The organism is Kitasatospora sp. NPDC001119 (genome assembly GCF_053598475.1).
In genome coordinates, this window is sequence record NZ_JBSFKI010000023.1 from 95,082 (window position 1) to 113,822 (window position 18,741).

18 protein-coding genes are annotated in these 18,741 nt (G+C 73.3%); 12 read left to right on the forward strand and 6 right to left on the reverse strand.

Going from position 1 to position 18,741, the window contains the following annotated elements; all coding sequences use genetic code 11:
* Positions 1 to 33: 33 nt before the first annotated feature.
* The gene (locus ACWDD9_RS27035) at positions 34 to 663 is read right to left on the reverse strand and encodes a putative glycolipid-binding domain-containing protein (RefSeq protein WP_449812913.1); all 630 of its coding nucleotides are present in this window, start codon (positions 661 to 663) and stop codon (positions 34 to 36) included.
* 162 nt (positions 664 to 825) lie between these two features.
* Here ACWDD9_RS27035 and ACWDD9_RS27040 point away from each other — a divergent pair, with 162 nt between their 5' ends.
* The 10 genes from ACWDD9_RS27040 (at position 826) to ACWDD9_RS27085 (ending at position 12,402) form a co-directional block, all read left to right on the forward strand.
* A complete protein-coding gene (locus tag ACWDD9_RS27040; RefSeq protein WP_449812914.1) occupies positions 826 to 2,295 on the forward strand; it encodes an ATP-grasp domain-containing protein in 1,470 nt (489 codons plus the stop codon).
* Positions 2,292 to 2,864, forward strand: coding sequence for a GNAT family N-acetyltransferase (locus tag ACWDD9_RS27045; protein ID WP_449812915.1), 573 nt, complete (start codon positions 2,292 to 2,294; stop codon positions 2,862 to 2,864). Before ACWDD9_RS27040 ends, ACWDD9_RS27045 begins: the two co-directional genes overlap by 4 nt.
* A gap of 162 nt (positions 2,865 to 3,026) precedes the next feature.
* Complete coding sequence (locus ACWDD9_RS27050) at positions 3,027 to 4,289, forward strand: cytochrome P450 family protein (RefSeq protein WP_449812916.1); 1,263 nt, start codon at positions 3,027 to 3,029, stop codon at positions 4,287 to 4,289.
* A 582-nt stretch (positions 4,290 to 4,871) separates the two neighbouring features.
* Positions 4,872 to 5,825, forward strand: coding sequence for a DUF4331 family protein (locus tag ACWDD9_RS27055; protein WP_449812917.1), 954 nt, complete (start codon positions 4,872 to 4,874; stop codon positions 5,823 to 5,825).
* Between the two features lie 74 nt (positions 5,826 to 5,899).
* Positions 5,900 to 6,577 carry an HAD family hydrolase gene (locus ACWDD9_RS27060; RefSeq protein WP_049653676.1) on the forward strand — a complete coding sequence of 226 codons (678 nt, stop codon included), beginning with the start codon at positions 5,900 to 5,902 and terminating at the stop codon, positions 6,575 to 6,577.
* A 179-nt stretch (positions 6,578 to 6,756) separates the two neighbouring features.
* Positions 6,757 to 7,122 (forward strand): hypothetical protein, encoded by a 366-nt coding sequence (locus tag ACWDD9_RS27065; protein ID WP_449812918.1) that lies wholly within the window; start codon positions 6,757 to 6,759, stop codon positions 7,120 to 7,122.
* Between the two features lie 219 nt (positions 7,123 to 7,341).
* A complete protein-coding gene (locus ACWDD9_RS27070) occupies positions 7,342 to 8,442 on the forward strand; it encodes a substrate-binding domain-containing protein (RefSeq protein WP_074001126.1) in 1,101 nt (366 codons plus the stop codon).
* Positions 8,443 to 8,593: 151 nt separating this feature from the next.
* On the forward strand, positions 8,594 to 9,403 hold the full coding sequence (locus ACWDD9_RS27075) for an ATP-binding cassette domain-containing protein (RefSeq protein ID WP_049653670.1): 810 nt from the start codon (positions 8,594 to 8,596) through the stop codon (positions 9,401 to 9,403).
* Complete coding sequence (locus ACWDD9_RS27080) at positions 9,400 to 10,650, forward strand: sugar ABC transporter permease (protein WP_117485295.1); 1,251 nt, start codon at positions 9,400 to 9,402, stop codon at positions 10,648 to 10,650. The genes ACWDD9_RS27075 and ACWDD9_RS27080 overlap by 4 nt, the downstream gene beginning before the upstream one ends.
* Positions 10,651 to 11,142: 492 nt before the next feature.
* Positions 11,143 to 12,402 (forward strand): RICIN domain-containing protein, encoded by a 1,260-nt coding sequence (locus tag ACWDD9_RS27085; protein WP_449812919.1) that lies wholly within the window; start codon positions 11,143 to 11,145, stop codon positions 12,400 to 12,402.
* 173 nt (positions 12,403 to 12,575) lie between these two features.
* Here ACWDD9_RS27085 and ACWDD9_RS27090 read toward each other — a convergent pair whose 3' ends face one another.
* Positions 12,576 to 13,127: a hypothetical protein gene (locus ACWDD9_RS27090; protein ID WP_387820870.1), complete on the reverse strand. Its 552-nt coding sequence runs from the start codon at positions 13,125 to 13,127 to the stop codon at positions 12,576 to 12,578.
* A 14-nt stretch (positions 13,128 to 13,141) separates the two neighbouring features.
* Complete coding sequence (locus ACWDD9_RS27095; protein ID WP_449812920.1) at positions 13,142 to 13,576, reverse strand: ATP-binding protein; 435 nt, start codon at positions 13,574 to 13,576, stop codon at positions 13,142 to 13,144.
* A 344-nt stretch (positions 13,577 to 13,920) separates the two neighbouring features.
* On the opposite strand from ACWDD9_RS27095, the gene ACWDD9_RS27100 reads away from it, so the two are divergent.
* Positions 13,921 to 15,375: a helix-turn-helix transcriptional regulator gene (locus tag ACWDD9_RS27100; protein ID WP_234348460.1), complete on the forward strand. Its 1,455-nt coding sequence runs from the start codon at positions 13,921 to 13,923 to the stop codon at positions 15,373 to 15,375.
* Positions 15,376 to 15,394: 19 nt separating this feature from the next.
* Entirely contained in the window at positions 15,395 to 15,736 is a 342-nt protein-coding gene (locus ACWDD9_RS27105; RefSeq protein ID WP_449812921.1) for an ASCH domain-containing protein, read from the forward strand.
* Between the two features lie 255 nt (positions 15,737 to 15,991).
* On the opposite strand, the gene ACWDD9_RS27110 is transcribed toward ACWDD9_RS27105, so the two are convergent.
* The 3 genes from ACWDD9_RS27110 to ACWDD9_RS27120 all read right to left on the reverse strand — a co-directional run bounded on the left by ACWDD9_RS27110 (position 15,992) and on the right by ACWDD9_RS27120 (position 18,633).
* On the reverse strand, positions 15,992 to 17,224 hold the full coding sequence (locus ACWDD9_RS27110) for a helix-turn-helix domain-containing protein (RefSeq protein WP_449812922.1): 1,233 nt from the start codon (positions 17,222 to 17,224) through the stop codon (positions 15,992 to 15,994).
* A gap of 184 nt (positions 17,225 to 17,408) precedes the next feature.
* On the reverse strand, positions 17,409 to 17,942 hold the full coding sequence (locus ACWDD9_RS27115; protein WP_449812923.1) for an NUDIX hydrolase: 534 nt from the start codon (positions 17,940 to 17,942) through the stop codon (positions 17,409 to 17,411).
* 28 nt (positions 17,943 to 17,970) lie between these two features.
* Positions 17,971 to 18,633, reverse strand: coding sequence for an HAD family hydrolase (locus ACWDD9_RS27120; protein ID WP_449812924.1), 663 nt, complete (start codon positions 18,631 to 18,633; stop codon positions 17,971 to 17,973).
* Positions 18,634 to 18,741 lie beyond the last annotated feature (108 nt).

Sequence of the window (18,741 nt, forward strand, 5' to 3'; positions counted from 1 at the left end):
CGCGCCGGGCCTGACGCCCCGGGCCCGGGCCCGTCAGGCGATGCGGTGGGCCAGGCCCGGGTACTCGGCGACCAGGCCGTCCGCGTCCAGCAGCAGGTCCGCCCGGTAGTCGCCGGAGGCGTAGCGGACGGTGGCGCGGCCGTCCTCGTGGCGGCGCAGGTGGGTGTAGGTCTGGCGGGAGGGCACGACGACCAGCTCGGGCACGCGGATCCAGGCCATCAGGAAGTGGCGCTCGCCGGGGCCCAGGTGGAGGGCGTGGCGCAGCACGGGCGGGGTGTTGGTGAGCGGGGACAGGCCGAGGTCGCAGTCGAGGGCGCCGTCGAGGTCGGGTCGGGGGGTGCCGTCGACGGTCCAGTGGCCGGTGGTCTCGTCGCGGCGCAGGTCGAGGGTGCGGGTGGTGTCGGGGGTGCGGGCGGTGACGTGCATGCGGCGGGTGGTGAAGCCGTCGCCGGTGTCGAGCCGGTAGTCGAGCCAGTACGGGGCGGGCTCGGCGGCGGCGGCGCGGCCGTGGGCGGTCAGGGAGGTGGGGCCGAGGTCGATCCAGGAGGTCTCCAGGCCGGCGGTCTCGGTGACCCGCCAGGTGGGCGCGGCGGTGCGGGTGGCGGCGTGTTCGGCGGGGCGTTCGGCCGGGCGGTTCGGGTCGGGGGCGGTGCTGCTGTTCATTCGTGCACGGTACTGCCGGGTGCCGACAGCGGGCCCGACGGGCCGTCAACACGGGGGGCTCCTTCGTTCGGGTGAGGGTGGGGGCGGGGCGTGCCTCGTGCGGGGCGGGGCGGGGCGTGCGGTGGCGGCGAGCGCCGTCCCGGGCTCTCCATAATCGCGTGGGTGATCACATCCTGTGACGAAGCGGTGGCCCGGCTGCGGGCCCTGCCCGGACTGTCGTGCTGTGCCCGTCCCCTGAACGTGCTGCCGCTGCTGCGCACCGGCTGCCTGTCCGCGGTGGTGAGCGTGGAGGGCCCGGACACGGGCTGGGCGGGCGAGTTCGGGGCCTCCTTCCACGCGCTGGAACCGGAGCGGGGGGTGCGCGACCACACCCCGGCGGGGGCCGGGGTCCACACGGTGCTCCGCGCGCTCGCCGGCACCTTCGACGAGGACGGGGGCGCGGACGGGGGCGCGGGCGCGGCGGGTGGCGGCTGGCGGGGCCGGGAGCTGGCGCTGCTGCCCTACTCGGCGATGAAACCCGAGTGGCGCACGGCACTCGGCGCGCTCGGCACCCGCCTGCTGGAGCCGCCCTCGCACGTGGCCCTGCCGATGCTGAGCGACAAGCGGGCGCAGCGCGCGTGGCTGCGGTCGGTGGGGGCCGCGACCCCGGCGGACGCGGTGGTCCCGGCGCTCGACCACCGGGAGCTGCGCCGCCGCTTCGGCTCCCCCTACGTGGTGCAGACGCCGGTGGGCTCCAGCGGCAAGGGCACCCACCTGGTCGTCGACGAGGCGGACCTGCAGCCGATCCGCCAAGTCGGCGGCGGGCCCTGGCTGGTGAGCGGCTACGTCGAGGGCGTCGCGCTCAACGTGCACGTGCTGGTGTCGGCGGACAGCACGGTGCGGGTACTGCGCCCGTCCGTCCAGCTGACCCGTATCGAGGGTGTCGGCGCGCCCTTCGGCGCCTACTCCGGCTGCGACTTCGCGGCCCCCGCCCTGCTGGCGCCGCTCGCCCTGGCCCGGGCCGCCGCCGCGGCGCGGCGCGTCGGCGAGGCGCTGGCCGCGCTCGGCTACCGGGGCCTGTTCGGCGCCGACTTCGTCCTGGACGGCGAGCGTCCGCTGCTGCTGGAGCTCAACTGCCGTATGCAGGGCTCGACCTGGCTGCTGGGCGAGCTGGAGCTGGCGGAGCGCGCGCTGCCGTCCGCGCTGCGCCACGTGCTGGAGCTCTACGGCCACGCCACCGGCGGCGAGCCGCGTACGGACGCGGCGGGCGCCGTGCAGCTGGTGGTGCGGCACACCGGCGCCCCGGTGCGGGTGGCGGCGGCGCCCGCCGGCGGCCTGCACCGGCTCAAGGACGGGCGGCTGCGGTACTGCGGTGCCGGGTTCGGCCTGCTGGAGTGCGGGCCCGACGACTGCGTGCTGCTGCAACTCCCCTCCCCCGGCATGGTGTTGCACCCGGGTGTGCCGCTCGCCCGGATCGTCGCCCGGCATCCGCTGACCACCCCCGACGGCACCGCGCTCACCGCACCAGGACGCAGGCTGCTGGACGCGCTGCGCGCGGGCTTCGTCCTCGAACCCCTCGAACCGTACGGCCTGCCCGGGCCTTCCGGCCCCGCCGCCGTCCCCTCCGCCTCCGCCCCGCGAGCGCCGTGGTGAACCCGCGCCCCGACCCGCGGTCCGACCCGCTGTACGTCCGCACCGCGGTGCCCGCCGACCTGCCCCGGCTGGCCGCCCTGCGCGCGGAGGCCGCCGCGTGGATCGCCCTGGAGCACGGCTCGGCCCAGTGGTCGGACCCGTACGACGCCCAGCGCGGCCTGGCGCTGATCGCCCTCGGCCTGACCGTGGTCGCCGCGCTGTCGCCGCACGGCGAGGCCGTCGCCACCCTCACGCTGCGCCCCACCGGCAGCCCCCGGCTGTGGACCGGCGAGGAACTCGCCCTCCCGGCCCGCTACGTGAGCTCCTTCACGGTGGACCGCCGGTACGCCGGGCACGGCATCGGCACCCGCCTGGGCGACTGGGCCTCCTGGCGGGCCGCGCGGGCGGGCGCCGCCCTGCTGCGGGCGAACGTGTGGAGCGACAACGCCGCCCTGCACGCCTACTACCGCGCACGGGGCTGGCGTTGGGTGCGCACCGCGGCCGGCAGCCGCAGCGGCGCCCTGTTCGAGCGCGCCGCGGACGCGGTGGCGCCGCCGCTGGTCCACGAGGCGGGCCGCCTGCGGGCGTGACCCCCCGACGTCCGGACGGCGCGGGCCCTCTCGACGGGGCCCGCGCCCCGGGCGCATCCTCGTGTCCCGGTGCGCGTCAGCGCGGCGTGCGGCCACGCGCCGACGCCGCACCCGGCCCGACGCCGAAGCCGCACCGTTGCCGCACCGAGTGGAGGAACTACCGTGGAACGTCTCGTACTTGACCCGACCGGCCGCGCCCGCGACACCGAGACCGCCGAGCTGTTCGCGAGCGGCCCGGCCGTGCCCGTCGACATCCTGGGCGTACGGGCCTGGTCGGTGTCCGACCCGGTGCTGCTGGAGGAGCTGCTCACGGACCCCCGGGTCTCCAAGGACGGCCTGCAGCACTGGCCGGACTTCGACCGGGCGGTGCGGACCTGGCCGCTGGCCCTGTGGATCAGCGTGCGCAACATGTTCAACGCGCACGGCGCCGACCACCGGCGGCTGCGCCGGCTGGTGAGCAGCGCGTTCACGCCCCGCCGGGTCGCCACCATGACCGCCCGCGTCGAGGAGCTGACCGACGCCCTGCTGGACGACCTGGCCCGCACCGCGCCGGGCGAGGTGGTGGACCTGCGCGCGCGCCTGGCCTACCCGCTGCCGATCCGGGTCATCTCCCAGCTGCTGGGCCTGCCGGAGGAGGTGACGGACGGCTTCCGCGGCATCGTCGACAAGGTCTTCTCCACCGCCCTCACCCCCGAGGAGTCCGCCGCCAACGGGGCGGCGTTCCAGGCCCTGTTGGAGGAGCTGATCGCCGCCAAGCGCCGCGAGCCGGGCGAGGACATGACCTCGGCGCTGATCGCCGCCCGCGACGACGACGCCGACGGGGCTGACGGCGAGGGCGGTGACGGGGGTGGTCCGGCCGCGCTGAGCGAGGAGGAGCTGCGCGACACCCTGCTGCTGATCGTCTCGGCCGGCTACGAGACCACCGTCAACCTGATCGACAACGGCATCGCGGACCTGCTCACCCACCCCGACCAGCTCGCCCTGGTGCGCGCGGGCAAGGCCGGCTGGGACGACGTGGTCGAGGAGGCGCTGCGCCGCGACGCACCGCTCGCGCACCTGCCGCTGCGCTTCGCGGTGGAGGACATCGCCCTGCCCGGCGGGGTGACGGTGCGCCGCGGCGAGGCGATCCTGCCCGCCTACGCGGCCGCCGGGCGCCACCCGGTGCGCTACGGCGACAGCGGCGCCGTCTTCGACGTCACCCGGCCGGTCAAGTCCCACCTCGCCTTCGGCCACGGCGTGCACTTCTGCCTGGGCGCGCCGCTGGCCCGCCTGGAGGGGCGCACCGCGCTCAGCCGGCTGTTCGAGCGCTTCCCCGACCTCGCGTTCGCCCCGGGCGCGCGGCTGGAGCCGGTCGACTCGCTGATCTCCAACGGGCACCGCGCGCTGCCGGTGCTGCTCGGCGAGCCGGCGCCGAAGGCCCGCTGAGGGTCCTCCCCTTCCCGGGCCGGTCGGGCCGGTCAGTCGGTCAGTCGGTCAGTCGGTCAGTCGGTCAGCACGGTGTCAGCGCGCCCGGACAGCACGGCCGACGTGTGGGCCGTGGGCGACAGCGGGCCGGCCATCCATTGGGGCGGGCAGGGCCGGACCCGCAGCATGGTGCCCGGCGCCGCCGGCGGCGCGTTCTCCGGCTACGCCGTGGCCGGGGCCGGGAGCGCCGTCTGGGCGGTGGGCCGGGTCCTCCTGGGCGGTGGCCCCCGCCCCGTTCGTCGTCACCCGACCGGGCGTGTCCACCACCGGCCCGGACGGCACCACCCGGCTCTTCGGCTACGGCGCCCCGGACGGCGGGACCGGGGCGGCCCCCTTCACCGCGCGACTGCCCGCGAGCTGACGCCCCGCCCGCCGTCACCGGGCCGCGCCCGCCCGTACCCGCGCCCGTACCCGAACCCCCGCCCCCGCCCGCGCCCGCCCGGGTGGCGCAGCGGGGCGGGCCGGGGGCGGGCGGGCGTGCTAGCAATGGCCGAGGGGGTCGGGGGGTGTCCCCGCGCAGCCCGCCCGACCTCGGAGGCCGTCTTGTCGCACCACCTCAGCGGACCGAACCTGCGCTCACCCGAGGGTGACGCGCGCCTGGACCTGACCGACCTGTTCGCCTTCGCCGCGCCGGAGCCGGGGCGGACGGTGCTGATCATGAACGTCAACCCGGTCGCGCCGTCCGGCGGGCAGGCCTTCCACCCGCAGGCGGTGTACCGGATCGACATCGACACCGACGGGGACCGGCGGGCCGACCTCGCGTACAGCTTCACCTTCTCCGAGCCGCGGGACGGGGCGCAGACCATGACGGTGCGGCGGGCCGCCGGCGAGGGGGCGCGCGGGCTGGAGGCGGTCGGCGAGGTGCTGGTGGCGGACGCGCCGGTGAGCTTCACGGGCACGCCCGCGGTGGTGGAGGCGGGGGCGCACCGGGTCAGCGCGGGGCTGCGCAGCGACCCGTTCTTCGCGGACCTGGACGGGATCGTGAAGGACTTCCAGTGGACGGGGGTGGACTGGGGCGCGGACAAGAACGTGTTCGGGATCGTGCTGGAGGCGCCGGACGCGCGGTTCGGGCCGGCGCCGGAGATCGGGGTGTGGGCGCGGGTGAGCGTGCGCAAGGACGGGCACCTGGTGTCGGTGGACCGCGGTGCGCACCCGTCGCTGACGGCGTACTTCAACGAGGAGGACGCCAAGGAGGCGTACAACGCCGGGGATCCGGTGGACGACTGGGATAACTACCGGGAGCCGTGGACGGCGAAGCTGCAGCACTTCGGCGGGTACACCACGGACGCGGCCGAGGCCCAGCTGCGGATCGTCCTGCCGGACATCCTGCGCTACGACCGCGCCCGCCCGGCCGGCTACCCGAACGGTCGCACGCTGAGCGACGACGTCACCTCGGCGCGGCTGACGATGCTCACCGACGGCAAGGTGCCCGGCGACCACATCGGCCCGCACACCGACCTGCTGCCCGCCTTCCCGTACCTGGGCCACCCGCACTGAGCCCGCCGGGCCCCCGGCGCCCCGGCTGCGGACGCGCCCGCCGCCCCGCCGCGGGCGCCCCGTAGGGTGGCGGCATGTCCCTTCCCGTGGAGCTGGTGGTCTTCGACTGCGACGGTGTGCTGCTCGACAGTGAGCGGCTGGCCGTGCGGGTGGACGAGCGGGTGGTCGCGGAGGTGGGGTGGCCGCTTTCGCAGGAGGAGATCGTCGAGCGGTTCCTGGGCCGTTCGCACGCGTTCATGACCGCCGAGATCGAGGCGCACGCGAGCGTGCCGCTGGAGCCGGGCTGGGACAAGCGCTTCCAGCACCTGTACGACGAGGTGTTCGCCGCCGAACTCGCCCCCGTGGAGGGGGTGGTGGCGGCGCTGGCGGCCCTGGAGCGGGCCGGGGTGGCGGACTGCGTGGCGTCCTCCAGCAGCCATGCGCGGCTGCGCTCCACGCTCGGGCGGACCGGGCTGCTGCCGCGTTTCGCCGGGCGGGTCTTCAGCTCCGAGGACGTGGAGCGCGGCAAGCCCGCCCCGGACCTGTTCCTGCACGCGGCCGCCACGATGGGCGTCGAGCCGGCGGCGTGCCTGGTGGTCGAGGACAGCAAGTACGGGGTGGCGGCGGCGCGGGCGGCGGGGATGCGGTCGCTCGGCTTCCACGGCGGCCTGACGCCCGAGGCGTGGCTGGCGGGGCCCGGCACCCGGACCTTCGCGGACATGCGGGAGCTGCCGGCGCTGGTCGCCGGGGCGGCCTCGCTCCCGCTGCCGTAGCTCCGTGGCGGGCCCCGGTTCCTGCTCCGAGTCCGACTGCGGCTGCGGCTGCGGCTGCGGGGGCAAGGAGGCGCGTCCCTGTCAGATGTCAGGGACCGCCACGGGCACCGGATTCCTAGGCTGACGGGCACCGGACGCAACGGTCGTCCGTCCTCGTACCAGCCAAGGGAGAACCACCCATGCGCAGGATCACCCGTACCGTCGCCGCCCTGGCCCTGGCCGCCGCCGCCCTGACCACCGTGGAGGCCGGCGGCGCCGGTGCCGCGGACGGGGCGTGGGCGGGCTGCCCGTCGGGCGCGGTCTGTGTCTACCCGCAGGACCAGGACCCGGCGGTCAGCCCCAGCGACGTCTACTGGAGCTACGGCGCGCACAACCTGAGCAGCCAGTACGGCATGCACTGGGTGCTCAACAACCAGACCGGCGGCGCGCACGCCCGCCTGTGCCGCGGTTCGGGCGGCGCCGACTGCGTCTACGACCTCTCCTCGCCGAAGGGCGTCTACTACGACCTGGGGCCGATCAACTCGATCACCCTCGACCGTCCCTGACGGTCACTCAGTTCCCACCAGGCAGTGCCCGCCGCGCGAGGGGAGCGGCGGGCACTGCCGCTGTCGCGCGTCGTGCCCCCTGAGGCGTGTTCACGAACATAACGAGTAGTGGTGGATTCCCGGCAGTCTGGTTTTACTTATTGACGTCATGTACGCGCCCAGGTTTAACTCCCCCCACCCCGCCGCGAAGCCGCGGCGACCCCCAGGGAGAGGTATCCGATGAACGCCGCACTGCGCCGCGCCCTCGTCTCCGCCGTGGGCCTCGTCCTGACCCTGTCCATGACCGCCGCCTGCGGCAAGGCCGCCGGCGCCAAGGGCGACTCCTCCTCCGCCGCCGGCGACCCGAACGCCATCGGCCTGCTGCTGCCCGAGAACGCCTCCTCCGTGCGCTACGAGTCCTTCGACCGCCCGTACATCGAGGCCAAGGTCAAGGCCCTGTGCGCGCAGTGCAAGGTGCTGTACAACAACGCCGAGGGCAGCGCCGCCAAGCAGAAGCAGCAGTTCGACACCCTGCTCGCCCAGGGCGTCAAGGTGATCGTCCTGGACCCGTACAACGCCAAGTCCACCCAGGACTGGGTCCAGGAGGCCGCCGCCAAGGGCGTCAAGGTCATCGCCTACGACCGCCTGGCCGCCGGCCCGATCGCCGCGTACACCTCCTTCGACAACGAGAAGGTCGGCGAACTCCAGGGCCGGGCCCTGCTGGACGCGCTCGGCGCGCAGGCCGCCGACGCCGACATCGTCATGATCGACGGCGACGAGGCCGACCCGAACGCCGCGGACTTCAAGACCGGCGCGCACAAGGTCCTCGACGGCAAGGTCAAGAAGGTCGTCTACGAGCAGTCCGGGCAGTGGGACCCCGTCGTCGCCGGACAGAAGATCTCCGCCGCCGTCACCGAGTTCGGCAAGAACGGCTTCCAGGCCGTCTACTCCGCCAACGACGGCATGGCCGCCGCCATCATCACCCAGCTCAAGGGCGCCGGCATCAAGGTCCCCGTCGGCGGCCAGGACGCCTCCCTGGACGCCATCCAGCGCATCGTGGCCGGCGACCAGGCGTACACCATCTACAAGGCCTACCGCCCGCAGGCCGAGGCCGCCGCCGAACTGGCCGTCGCCCTGCTGCAGGGCAAGGACGTGAAGACCATCGCCACCGCGAGCGTCGACAGCGCCACCGCCAAGAACATCCCGACCAAACTGCTGGACGCCAAGATCGTCACCAAGGACACCATCGCCTCCACCGTCCTGGCCGACGGCACCTACAAGGCCTCCGACATCTGCACCGCCGACTACGCCGCCGCGTGCGCCGCCGCCGGGCTCAAGTAGCCCGGCCTCGAGTAGCCCGACCCCCGGGCAGGCCGGGCCTCAAGTGGCCCGCCCCGCACCGGCGTCCCTCGACCAGGCCCTCAAGTAGCCCGCCCCGCACCAGAACCCTTCGACCAGGTCTTCAAGTAGCCCCTCCCCCAAGGTGGTTCCCGTGACAGGCGCACCCGTCCTGCAGCTGCGCTCGGTCTCCAAGCGCTTCGGTGCCGTCCAGGCCCTCACCGACGTCGACCTCGACGTCCACGCCGGCGAGGTGCTCGCCCTCGTCGGCGACAACGGCGCCGGCAAGTCCACCCTCGTCAAGACCATCGCCGGCGTCCACCCCGTGGACGAGGGCACCCTCACCTGGCAGGGCGAGCCGGTCCGCCTGGCCCGCCCCCAGGACGCCGCCGCCCTCGGCATCGCGACCGTCTACCAGGACCTCGCGCTCTGCGACAACCTCGACGTCATCGCCAACCTCTTCCTCGGCCGCGAGAAGCGCCGCCGCGCCCTGCTCGGCCCCGCCCTGCTCGACGAGGTCGCCATGGAGCAGCACGCCCGCCGCCTCCTGGACACCCTCGCCATCCGCATCCCCGACGTGCGCGCCCCGGTGGCCGCGCTGTCCGGCGGGCAGCGCCAGGTGGTGGCCATCGCCCGCGCCCTGGTCGGCGAGCCGGCCCTGGTGGTGCTGGACGAGCCCACCGCGGCCCTCGGCGTCGAGCAGACCGCCCAGGTCCTGGACCTGGTGGAGCGGCTGCGCGAGCGCGGCCTGGCGGTCGTGCTGGTCAGCCACAACATGGCCGACGTACGGGCGGTGGCCGACACCGTCGCCGTGCTGCGCCTGGGCCGCAACAACGGGGTCTTCCCGGTGGCCGGCACCACCCAGGAGCAGATCGTCGCCGCGATCACCGGCGCCACCGACAACGCCCACGCCCGCCGCCGGGCCCGCCGCACCGAGCAGGCCGAGGAGGCCGAGGCCGTATGAGCACCCCCGACGCACCCGCCACCCCCTCGCCCGCCGATCCGCGGCTCCATCCGCCCGCGCAGGGCTGGGCGGGACTCGCGCGGGCCGCCCGGCGCCGCCTGGGCTCCGGCGAGCTCGGCTCGCTGCCGGTCGTCGTCGGCCTGGTCGTCATCGCGATCGTCTTCCAGTCCGTCACCCACCACTTCCTGCAGGCCGACAACCTCACCAACATCACCCGCTTCATCGCCGGCCCCGGCCTGATCGCGGTCGGCGTCGTGTTCGTGCTGATCCTCGGCGAGATCGACCTCTCCCTCGGCTCGGTGGCCGGCGCGAGCGCCGCGATCGCGGCGGTGCTCGCCGTGCGCCAGGGCTGGAACGAGTGGCTCGCCATCGCCGCCGCCCTCGGCGCGGCCTGCGTCATGGGGCTGCTGCACGGCCTGTTCTTCGCCCGGGTCGGGGTGCCCGCCTTCGTGGTCACCCTCGCCGGGATGCTCGCCTGGAGCGGCCTGCAGGAGTACGTGCTCGGCGACGCCGGCACCGTCAACAACCGCCACGACGGCGTCGTCGCGAGCCTGGACACCACCTTCCTCGGCGACGGCGACATCGCCTACGCCTGGGGCCTGGCGCTCCTCGCCCCCGTCCTCTACCTGGCCGCCCGCCTGCACACCGCCCGCCGCCGCCGCGCCGCCGGCCTCACCGCCGCGCCGGCCGCCGACAGCGCGATCCGGGCCGGCGCCCTGGCCGTCCTCACCCTGGCCACCGCCTACGCCCTCAACCAGGACCGCGGCCTGCCGCTGTCCCTGGTCGTGCTGCTCGGCGCCGTCCTCGCCACCGACTTCGTGCTGCGCCGCACCCGCTACGGCCGGCAGGTCTTCGCGGTCGGCGGCGGCGTCGAGGCGGCCCGGCGCGCGGGCGTCAACGTCGCCCGGGTCCGGATCTCCGTGTTCGTCCTCTCCGCGTTCCTGGCCGGCCTCGGCGGCCTCTTCTACGCCTCCCAGCAGGGCTCCGCCGACAAGCAACTCGGCGGCGGCAACGTCCTGATGAGCGCGATCGCGGCGGCCGTCATCGGCGGCACCAGCCTGTTCGGCGGCCGCGGCAAGACCTGGTCGGCGCTGCTGGGCATCCTGGTCATCCAGTCCATCACCACCGGGCTGGACATGGTCCACGCCGCCCAGGCCATCCAGTACATGATCACCGGCGCCGTGCTGCTGGCCGCCGTCGTCCTCGACTCCCTCACCCGCCGCACCCGCAGCAGCGGCCGGGGGTAGCGCGGGGCGTCCGGCGTCCCTTCGGCCCGGCACCCCGCCGCAGCGCGGGGTGCCGGGCCGTCGTGGTGCGCGGAGGGGAGGACATCGGCCAGGCCGGGGTGACCGGATATCCCTCCGCCCCGGGGCGCCGGCGCGCAGGCGGGGACGGCCCGACCCCGGATCGGAGGCAAGTGCACCTTCGGCGGGCGAATGTGCCACTGCGTCGGATCAGGGCTGGCCGCCCGGCCGCCGCGTCCGCCCCCGGCCCGGCCGGCGTGCCCGCGTCCCGCACCGCACGACCGCGGTGGTGGCGGTCGGGCGCCGCCCGCGCGATCGGGGAACCGGCCATTCCGACCCGTCCCGGACCGGCGGCCCGTTGACCTGTTCTGGCATGGTCCCGTCAACAATCCCGCAGCTATGTTCGTTTGCGACCGGCACCACCACACCGACCACACCACCACCCGGGCTCCCGCCTGTCCTGACGCGGAGTCCGGACGCCAGGGGGGAACAACGATGCGTCACTCACGCTCATCCGGACGCCGGCGCGCGGGGCTGGTCGCCCTCGCCGCGGTCTCCGCGCTCGGCACCATGGCGGCCATGGCCCCGGCCGCGGCCGCCACCCCGGCGCGGACGGCCGCCGCCGTGGCCGGGGACCCCGCGCTCGGCGACACCTGTACGGCCGCGGACCTCGGCAAGCGCTACCCGTTCATCAAGTCCCTCCAGGTCGTCCCGACGATCACCCACTTCAAGGGCTGGTACGTCACCGACGGCGCGACGGGCTCCCAGACGGTGACGGCCACCACCCAGTCGGTGGTGACGGTCTCGGTCGGCCTCGACGCCTCCATCACGGGCAACTTCGAGATCGCGACCCTCGCCAAGGTCGAGGCGAGCGCGAAGCTGAGCGTCAAACTGGAGTCCTCCACGACCAGCACCGAGTCGAAGTCGATCACCTGGAACTTCCAGAAGCCCGGCTACTACGCCCTGTACGAGGGAACGCGGAAGGTCACCGGCCAGTACGGCAGCCTGAACTGCAACCGCGTCGACACGGGCAACGGCACGTACGCCACCAAGTGGGTCGAGGGCCCGGGCGGGGGCAGCTACACCACCTTCACCACCTTGGAAGAGGGCGCGGTGCGCTGCGAGGACGCCGTACCGGCGAACAGCATCATGCGCCGGGCGCAGGACATCCTGGGCTGCACCACTTCGCTCCGCACCGATGCGGCCGCTCCTGCTGCTCCGGCCGCTCCGGCCAAGGCTTCGGAAGTCAAGCAGGACTGGCCCGGATTCCCCGGCACCACCGCACCGCCCGGCTTCACCTGCGACACGGCCAACTACAAGATCGCCACACCCGACCGCGCGCTGTTCTGGTCCGCACCCGGCTTCCTGGACTGGGGCAGCAACAACATCCAGCTGCGGCCCGCCGCCCAGGGCTGGCCGCAGGGCCAGGACCAGTGGCAGCTGTGCAGCGGCCCGACGGCGAACGGCATCACGGAGCAGATCCTGATCAACCGCTCGACCAACAAGTGCCTGGCCGTCCCGGAGGCGACCGCCGCCACCGAGGGCACCATCCTGCAACAGGCCGACTGCAAGGTCGACGACCTGCAGCGGTTCTACTTCTACCGCGACGTCCCCGGCAGCGACAAGATCGGCGTCCAGAACAAGTACACCGGCCACATGGTCGGCCACGACCGCAACGCCGACGGCCAGCCCCTGCGCCAGTACAGCATGGGCAAGGCCGACGGCACCGGCACCTACGTCCTCGTCAAGGCCTGACCAGAGCCCGCACCGGTTTCCCCGCGGGTGCCGCCGACCACGGCGGCACCCGCCTTCAGCCTGTCCTCGCGCCCTCGTGTCCTCTGTCGACTCCGCCCGGAGCTGCCCTTCGCCCTGCTCGCAGGCCTACGGCAGCGGACGCGCTCGGCCGATCCGGCCGCTCTGCACGGGAGTCAGGCGCGGGCGGCTTGGGTGCGGCAGTGGGCGAGGGCGTACTTGACGCGGATCTCGGAGTGGGCGGTGGTGGTGAGGAGTTCGCCGGCGGCGACGAGGGTGGACCAGTAGCGGACGGGATCGCCGGTGCGAGGCATGGGCCGGGCGGCGGCGAGCGAGAGGTACGCGGTGGTCAGGTTGCCGGTGGTGAACCAGCGGGTCAGGCCGTGCTGGTGGCCGGCACGGATGCCGCCCATGGCGTCGACGGCGGCCAGGAACAGGTCGACGACGGCGAGTTCGGTGTCGGTGAGCGACTTGGGGACGTCGAAGACCCCGAGGGCTTCGAGGAGTTCGCCGGTGTCCGTCTCGGAGTCCGGCCGGGGGTCCGAGAGCAGGGCGTCGTAGCACTCGTCCAGGCGGCGGCCGGTCTCCGCGAGCGGGATGTCGAGGGCGAGGCACACCGCGCGGGCGGAGGAGAGCGGCTTGCCGGTACGGCGGGCGAGGAGCGCGTACGTCTCGGCGGGCGTGCGGCCACGGGAGAGGGCGTGCCGCGCCAGGGTCGTGAGGTTCATCAGCAGTCGGACTCTCAGGCGTTGACGAGGACGGGCGCGGGGATCGGGGCGACGAGCACCCACACGAACTTGCCGATCCCACCCGGCCGGGAGGAGCAACCCCAGCGCTCCGCGAGCTCGTTGACGAGGAACATCCCACGCCCGCGCTCGTCCGAGAGCGCGGCGAAGCGGACGGACGGACGGCCGCTACCGGCATCGTGCACCTCCAGCCGCAGACGGGAGTTGACGAGGGCGAAGCGAACCTCGATGTGGCAGTCGTCCGGCCCGTCGGAGTGCTGGACGGCGTTGGCGAACAGTTCGCCGAGGAGCAGCTCGGCGGTGTCGGCGTAGCGGTCACCGGAGGGCAGCCCGGAGAGGTAGGCCCGGAGCAAGTACCGCGCCAGAGGCGTGGATTCGATGCGGGAGTCGAGGCACGCGACGAACGCGCGGGGCCGGCGGGCTTTGAGCATGGTGGACCTCGAAGGGAGCGGGGAGGGGACATGCGAGAAGGGGCGCGACATCACGCTGTGTACACCCAATGCAGCGCCACCCAGTAGCCTGGCGTTACAGCTTGATCGCAGGTAGTGAGAGATCGCCGCCCCGATCGGGCGAGGCCATCGCCCGGTTCCGGCAGGAAGAGACCCATCGCACGAGGTCATGGTTCGACCAACCAGCAGCAAATGAGTCCGGACATGCATGACGCCGCACCGACGCACAGGAATCACCACGCAAGGAAATGTCTCCCATGACTGTCGCCGCAGCATCACAAGGTGGCCCGCACGCAGCCGTGTGCGGGCGCCGGATGAGAGAACGGATGATCGGTCAGGCCGGGAACCCCGAACAGGTGCCGTACGACTTGGTCGAGCTGATCGTCAAGGAGATCGAGGCGCACTGTGGGCACCGTCGCCTCAAGGCCTTCCGACTGGCAGTGGGCTGGACTGTCACTGAGGCGGTCCAGGAAGCTCACGACCTGGTCGACCGGGAACGCCTACGCAAGATCGGACTCACCGAACGGTCCTGGAAGGACTGGGAGGCCGGCAAGGCGCCGAGTCCTGAGTACCAGGACCTGCTCTGCCGCCTCTTCCAGACCAGTCCCGTCCAGCTGGGCTTGGCCGCCGACTACACACCCGTGGCATTCCGAGCCGACGGCCCGGAAGGTGCGACACTCCCAGAAGGAACCACCTCCACGCATGCGGGGGCGGAACTGGAGGAGGTGGCGGCCACGAAGCGTCGAACCGCGCTCATGCTGACGGGTCTTACGATCGCGGCCCCGACCTCAGCCGCCCAGGTTCTCGACCAGGCTGCTGCCGAAGCCATGGAGTTCACGCGTCAGGCTGAGGCCAGCTCACTGGGCGTCGGGTCACTCGACCACCTGGAGCTAGCGGTCACCGACTTCAACGACGCCTACTCCGTGATGCCGCCGCAACAGGTGTTCGCTGAAACGCTCGACTACCGCCGCAAGGTGGACGCCCTGTTGAAGGCGAAGCACACCCACGAGCAGGGCCGCGAACTCCTCGCCTACGCAGGATGGCTCTCCGAACTCCTTGCCTGGCTGGCCCATGACCTCGGTAGCCCTCGAGCAGGCCTCGCCTTCGCCAACGACGCCTTCGTACACGGCAGGCAGGCCGGCCACGGTGAGCTGTGCGGATGGGCCATGGACGCCGCCGCCTCCATCAACCTCTACGAGCACCGCCCTGATCGGGCACTGGCTGCCGCTCGTCAGGGCCTGACCCAGGCACCCGCCACGCACCCCCTCGCCGTCCGTCTCCACGCCCAGGCCGCCCGCGCCTCGGCCGCAGACGGCGATCCCGAGGGCTTCGTGTCCTCCCTGCGCGCCGCCCAGGACGCCCACCAGTTCCTGCCCGCCCGAATCCCCCGCCGTTTCGGCCTCGACCCACTGCCACTCGCCGACTATGCCCTCACGTCCTACCCGGCCACCGCCTGCATCCTGCTCGGCAAGGCCGAGGATGCCCGTCGCCATGCAGAACACGCGCTCTCCGTGTACGAGTCCGCCCCGGCGGCTTCCCGTTCGCCCAGCCGCGAGGCCATCGCCCGCATTGATCTGGCCCTCGCCCACGCCCAGCTCGGCGACCCCGACAACGCTGTAGCCCTCGGCAACCAGGCGCTGGATTCCGAGCGCGTCGTCGACTCCGTACGCGCCCGCGCCACCGACCTCACCGGCTACCTCGCCCGCCGATACCCCCGTCATGGTGCCGTCGGCGAACTGCATGAGCGCCTCGCCGTCTTTCCCCTCCCTTCCACGGCATAGAAGCGGAGTACCTGCCCCCATGTCAGACCAGGAACGCGTCATCCGGATCCGCCGCCCCTACCTCGACCTGATCGCCGCCGGCACCAAGACCATCGAGGTGCGCGTCGGCTACCCCGGCATGCGCAGGATCCGTCCGGGGCAGATCCTCCTCTTCGAATCCGGCGACGCCCACTGCCGCACCCAGGTCACCGGCGTCGCGGAGTACCCGAGCTTCGACGCCATGCTCGACGCCGAGGACCCGGAGGCGATCGGCTCCGAGGGGATGAGCCGGACCGAACTCCTCGCCGCCTGCCGCGAGATCTACCCACCTGAGAAGGAGCAGCTCGGCGTCCTCGCGATCCACCTCCGACTCACCCCGTAACCAGGGGACGGCCAGCCTCACCCGCGCAGGAAGTCGACCGAGCCGACTTCCTGCGCGGGAGCCAGGAGCGAGTTCGGCGACGTCTGAACCGAGGGCTTCCCCGGACAGCAGTACTTCCGGAGCATGCCGTAGCACCTGGTCGGCCGGCCAGATGCTCGACTGGGTCCTCCCAGCCGAGCATCCGACGTGACGGCGGATCGGCAGACTGCCCGGCGCTCGGGAGTGCGGCCGTGGGTTTGGTACCGCCCGGCCGCCCTATCCGTCCAGGTGGAAGCGGTCGGACATGTAGCGCAGCTTCTCGCGGGTGGCCGAGCGCTCGGCGTAGACGATCTTGCGCAGGGTGGCACGGGCGATCGGGTGGTTGCGCACGAGCTGCGGGGCGGTCTTCTCCGCCGCCTCCAGGGCCTGGAGCGCCTTGTCGCGATTGCCGTCCCACAGCCAGGCGCGGGCCAGGTCCATGTGGTGGTGGCCCCGCCGGGAGGCCGGGAGGGCGGCGACCTTCGCCGGGTCGGCACGCTCGTTGAGGATCAGGGCCCTGGCGTGGTCGCCCATCTCCAACTGGACCGACACCGCGTGGACTTGGACGTTGCCACTGGAGAAGGTCAGCGAGTGCCGGTCGAAGGGGGGCTCGGCCCGGCTTCCGTCCATCAACTCGGCTGCCGCGTACGCGTGCCGGATGCGGTCCTCTGCCTCCGTCCGCCGGCCGGCGCGGGCGGCGGACACGGCGGCGCGCAGGTGCATGGCGCCCCATGCCCTTACGGCCAGGGGGTCGTTGGCGCGGTAGCGATCCTCGACGAGGCGAAGCGCCTTGTCGGACAGTGCCAGGGCGTCGTCCCAGTCCGCCGTGGCCCACATGTCCCACACCCGCATCCAGTCCGCGACCGCCTCCATCACCGGGTCGCCGGACAGCCGGGCCGACCAGGCGGCCCGCTCGCAGGCCATGGCGATCAGCTCGGGGTGGCCGAGCGTGTGCGCGGCGGTGTGCGCGAACTTGCACTCGATCGCGTAGACCGCGAACGCCTCCTCGCGTTCGCGGCCGGTGGACACCTCGGCCAGCGCACGCGCTTCGCGCAGCATGTCCGGGAGCACCTTCAGGATGGCCACGTTGGCGGCCGCGTCCCGGAGCCGGTGCAGGCGCTCCGTCTCCCGCCAGAGTTCCGCCGACGGCCGGGGCACGCCGTCGAAGACCGGCGTGAGGTCGTAGCGGCGAAGCTCCCGCAGGATGGCGGCGGCCGACACCTGCCACTGGTTCTCCGACGGCTTGCCCGCGACGAAGGGCCTCTCGATGAGGTCGTTGGGGTGGCAGTGCAGCGCCGCCGCGATCTGGTTGATGGTGCCGGCCCGGTCGAGCTCGATCGTGCCCTTCTCGACCTTCGACACCCAGTCCTGGGTCCTTCCGGTAGCGGCGGCCAGGTCGGCCTGGGTCATGCCCAACCTCAGCCGCGCCCGCCGCACCCGCTTGCCGATCGACTCCCGTTCCTCCAGCACAGCAGCCCTCCCGCGCTCGCGCCCGCCTGCCCGGTCCGTGAGGCCGCGGTACCACCGGGAAGCTACCGCGTTCCGGCGGGCCGCGGGCCCCGAAGCCCGGCGGGATCCGCTGGACGGCTACGCCGACGTGCGCGGCCCGCCGCCATCTGGCTGTTGCTCTTCGCGAGATGCTGGCCCTGCCCTCCTAGGGACGCCGGGCGAGCACCTGGAGCAGGCCGGTGACCGCGACGCCTGCGACGATCTCCCGCCGGTCGATCATGCCCTGGATCCGGGAGATCGGGATCCACTCGACCCGGTCGGCCTCGTGGGTGTCCACCGGCGGTGCGACGTAGGTGGCACCGTGGGCGAGGAACACGTGGTGCTCGGCGTTGCTCATGCCGCCGATGGGCTGGACATAGGCGAGGGCCTCGACCTCGTCCACCTGCCAGCCGGTCTCCTCGAACACCTCGCGGACCGCTGCGGCCTCGAGGGATTCCCCGTCCTCGACGATGCCGCTGGGAATCTCCCAGCTCCAGGTGCCCGTCGCGAAGCGGTGCCGCCACATCATCAGCACCTCGTCCCGGTCGTTGACCACGACGACGGCCGCGACCGGCGCGAATCGCACCAGGTGGTGCTCGTACCGGGCCCTTCCGCGCGGCTCGACGTCGACCAGGTCGAGCCGCACCCACGCGCTGGTGTAGACGGGACGGCTGCCGTGGACGGTCCACTCACTGCTCACTCGCACCTCGTGCTCTCGGTGGGGCGGCTCAGCTCGCCGCAGCGTTGAACTTGGCGATCAGGTCCGGGAGTTCCGCCAGCGAGTCGATCCGGAACGTCGACTGCCCGGCGGCCGGGTCGTGCTGCTGGATCCAGCCCCACGGGCCGCGCCGGATCAACGCCGTCCGCATCCCGGCCGCCCGGGCGGGGAGCACGTCGTTGTCGAGCCGGTCACCGACGTACAGGATCTCGTGCGACTCGGCGGGCACCGCCTCGGCGACGCGCTCGAAGAAGGCAGGGTCCGGCTTGCTCGCGCCCCAGTCGTCGGAGGTGCCGATCAGGTCGACGTCGTCCGTGAACAGTCGGCGGAGGATCGCCCCGGCCCGCACGGTCTGGTTACCGGCGATCGCCAACCACAAGCCGTCTGAGCGGAGTTGAGCGAAGGCGCCCCGGACGTCCGGGTAGAGGTCGTCCTCACCGAAGGTCTCCGGCCGGCCGACGGCCGCCCGCTTCTCGCGCTCCTCGGAGAGGTCGAAGCCGGGGGCGAAGACCTGGAACGTCTCCCGGTAGTCCCGGCCCTGCGCGATCACCGCGCCGAGCTGGGCCACGAACGTGTGCCTCGGCACGCCCAACCAGTCGGCCCAGGTACCGTACTCCCGGGTCTCGTCGACCAGGCACTCCCCGACGTCGAACACCACAGCCTTGATCGTCACAACCGCAGCCTAACGGGGCGAGAACGTCCCCTGGCCGATCTCGGGATCGGTGACGACGACCTGACGACGGAGCTGTACACGGACGCGGTGGCCGCGGCTCGCACCTGA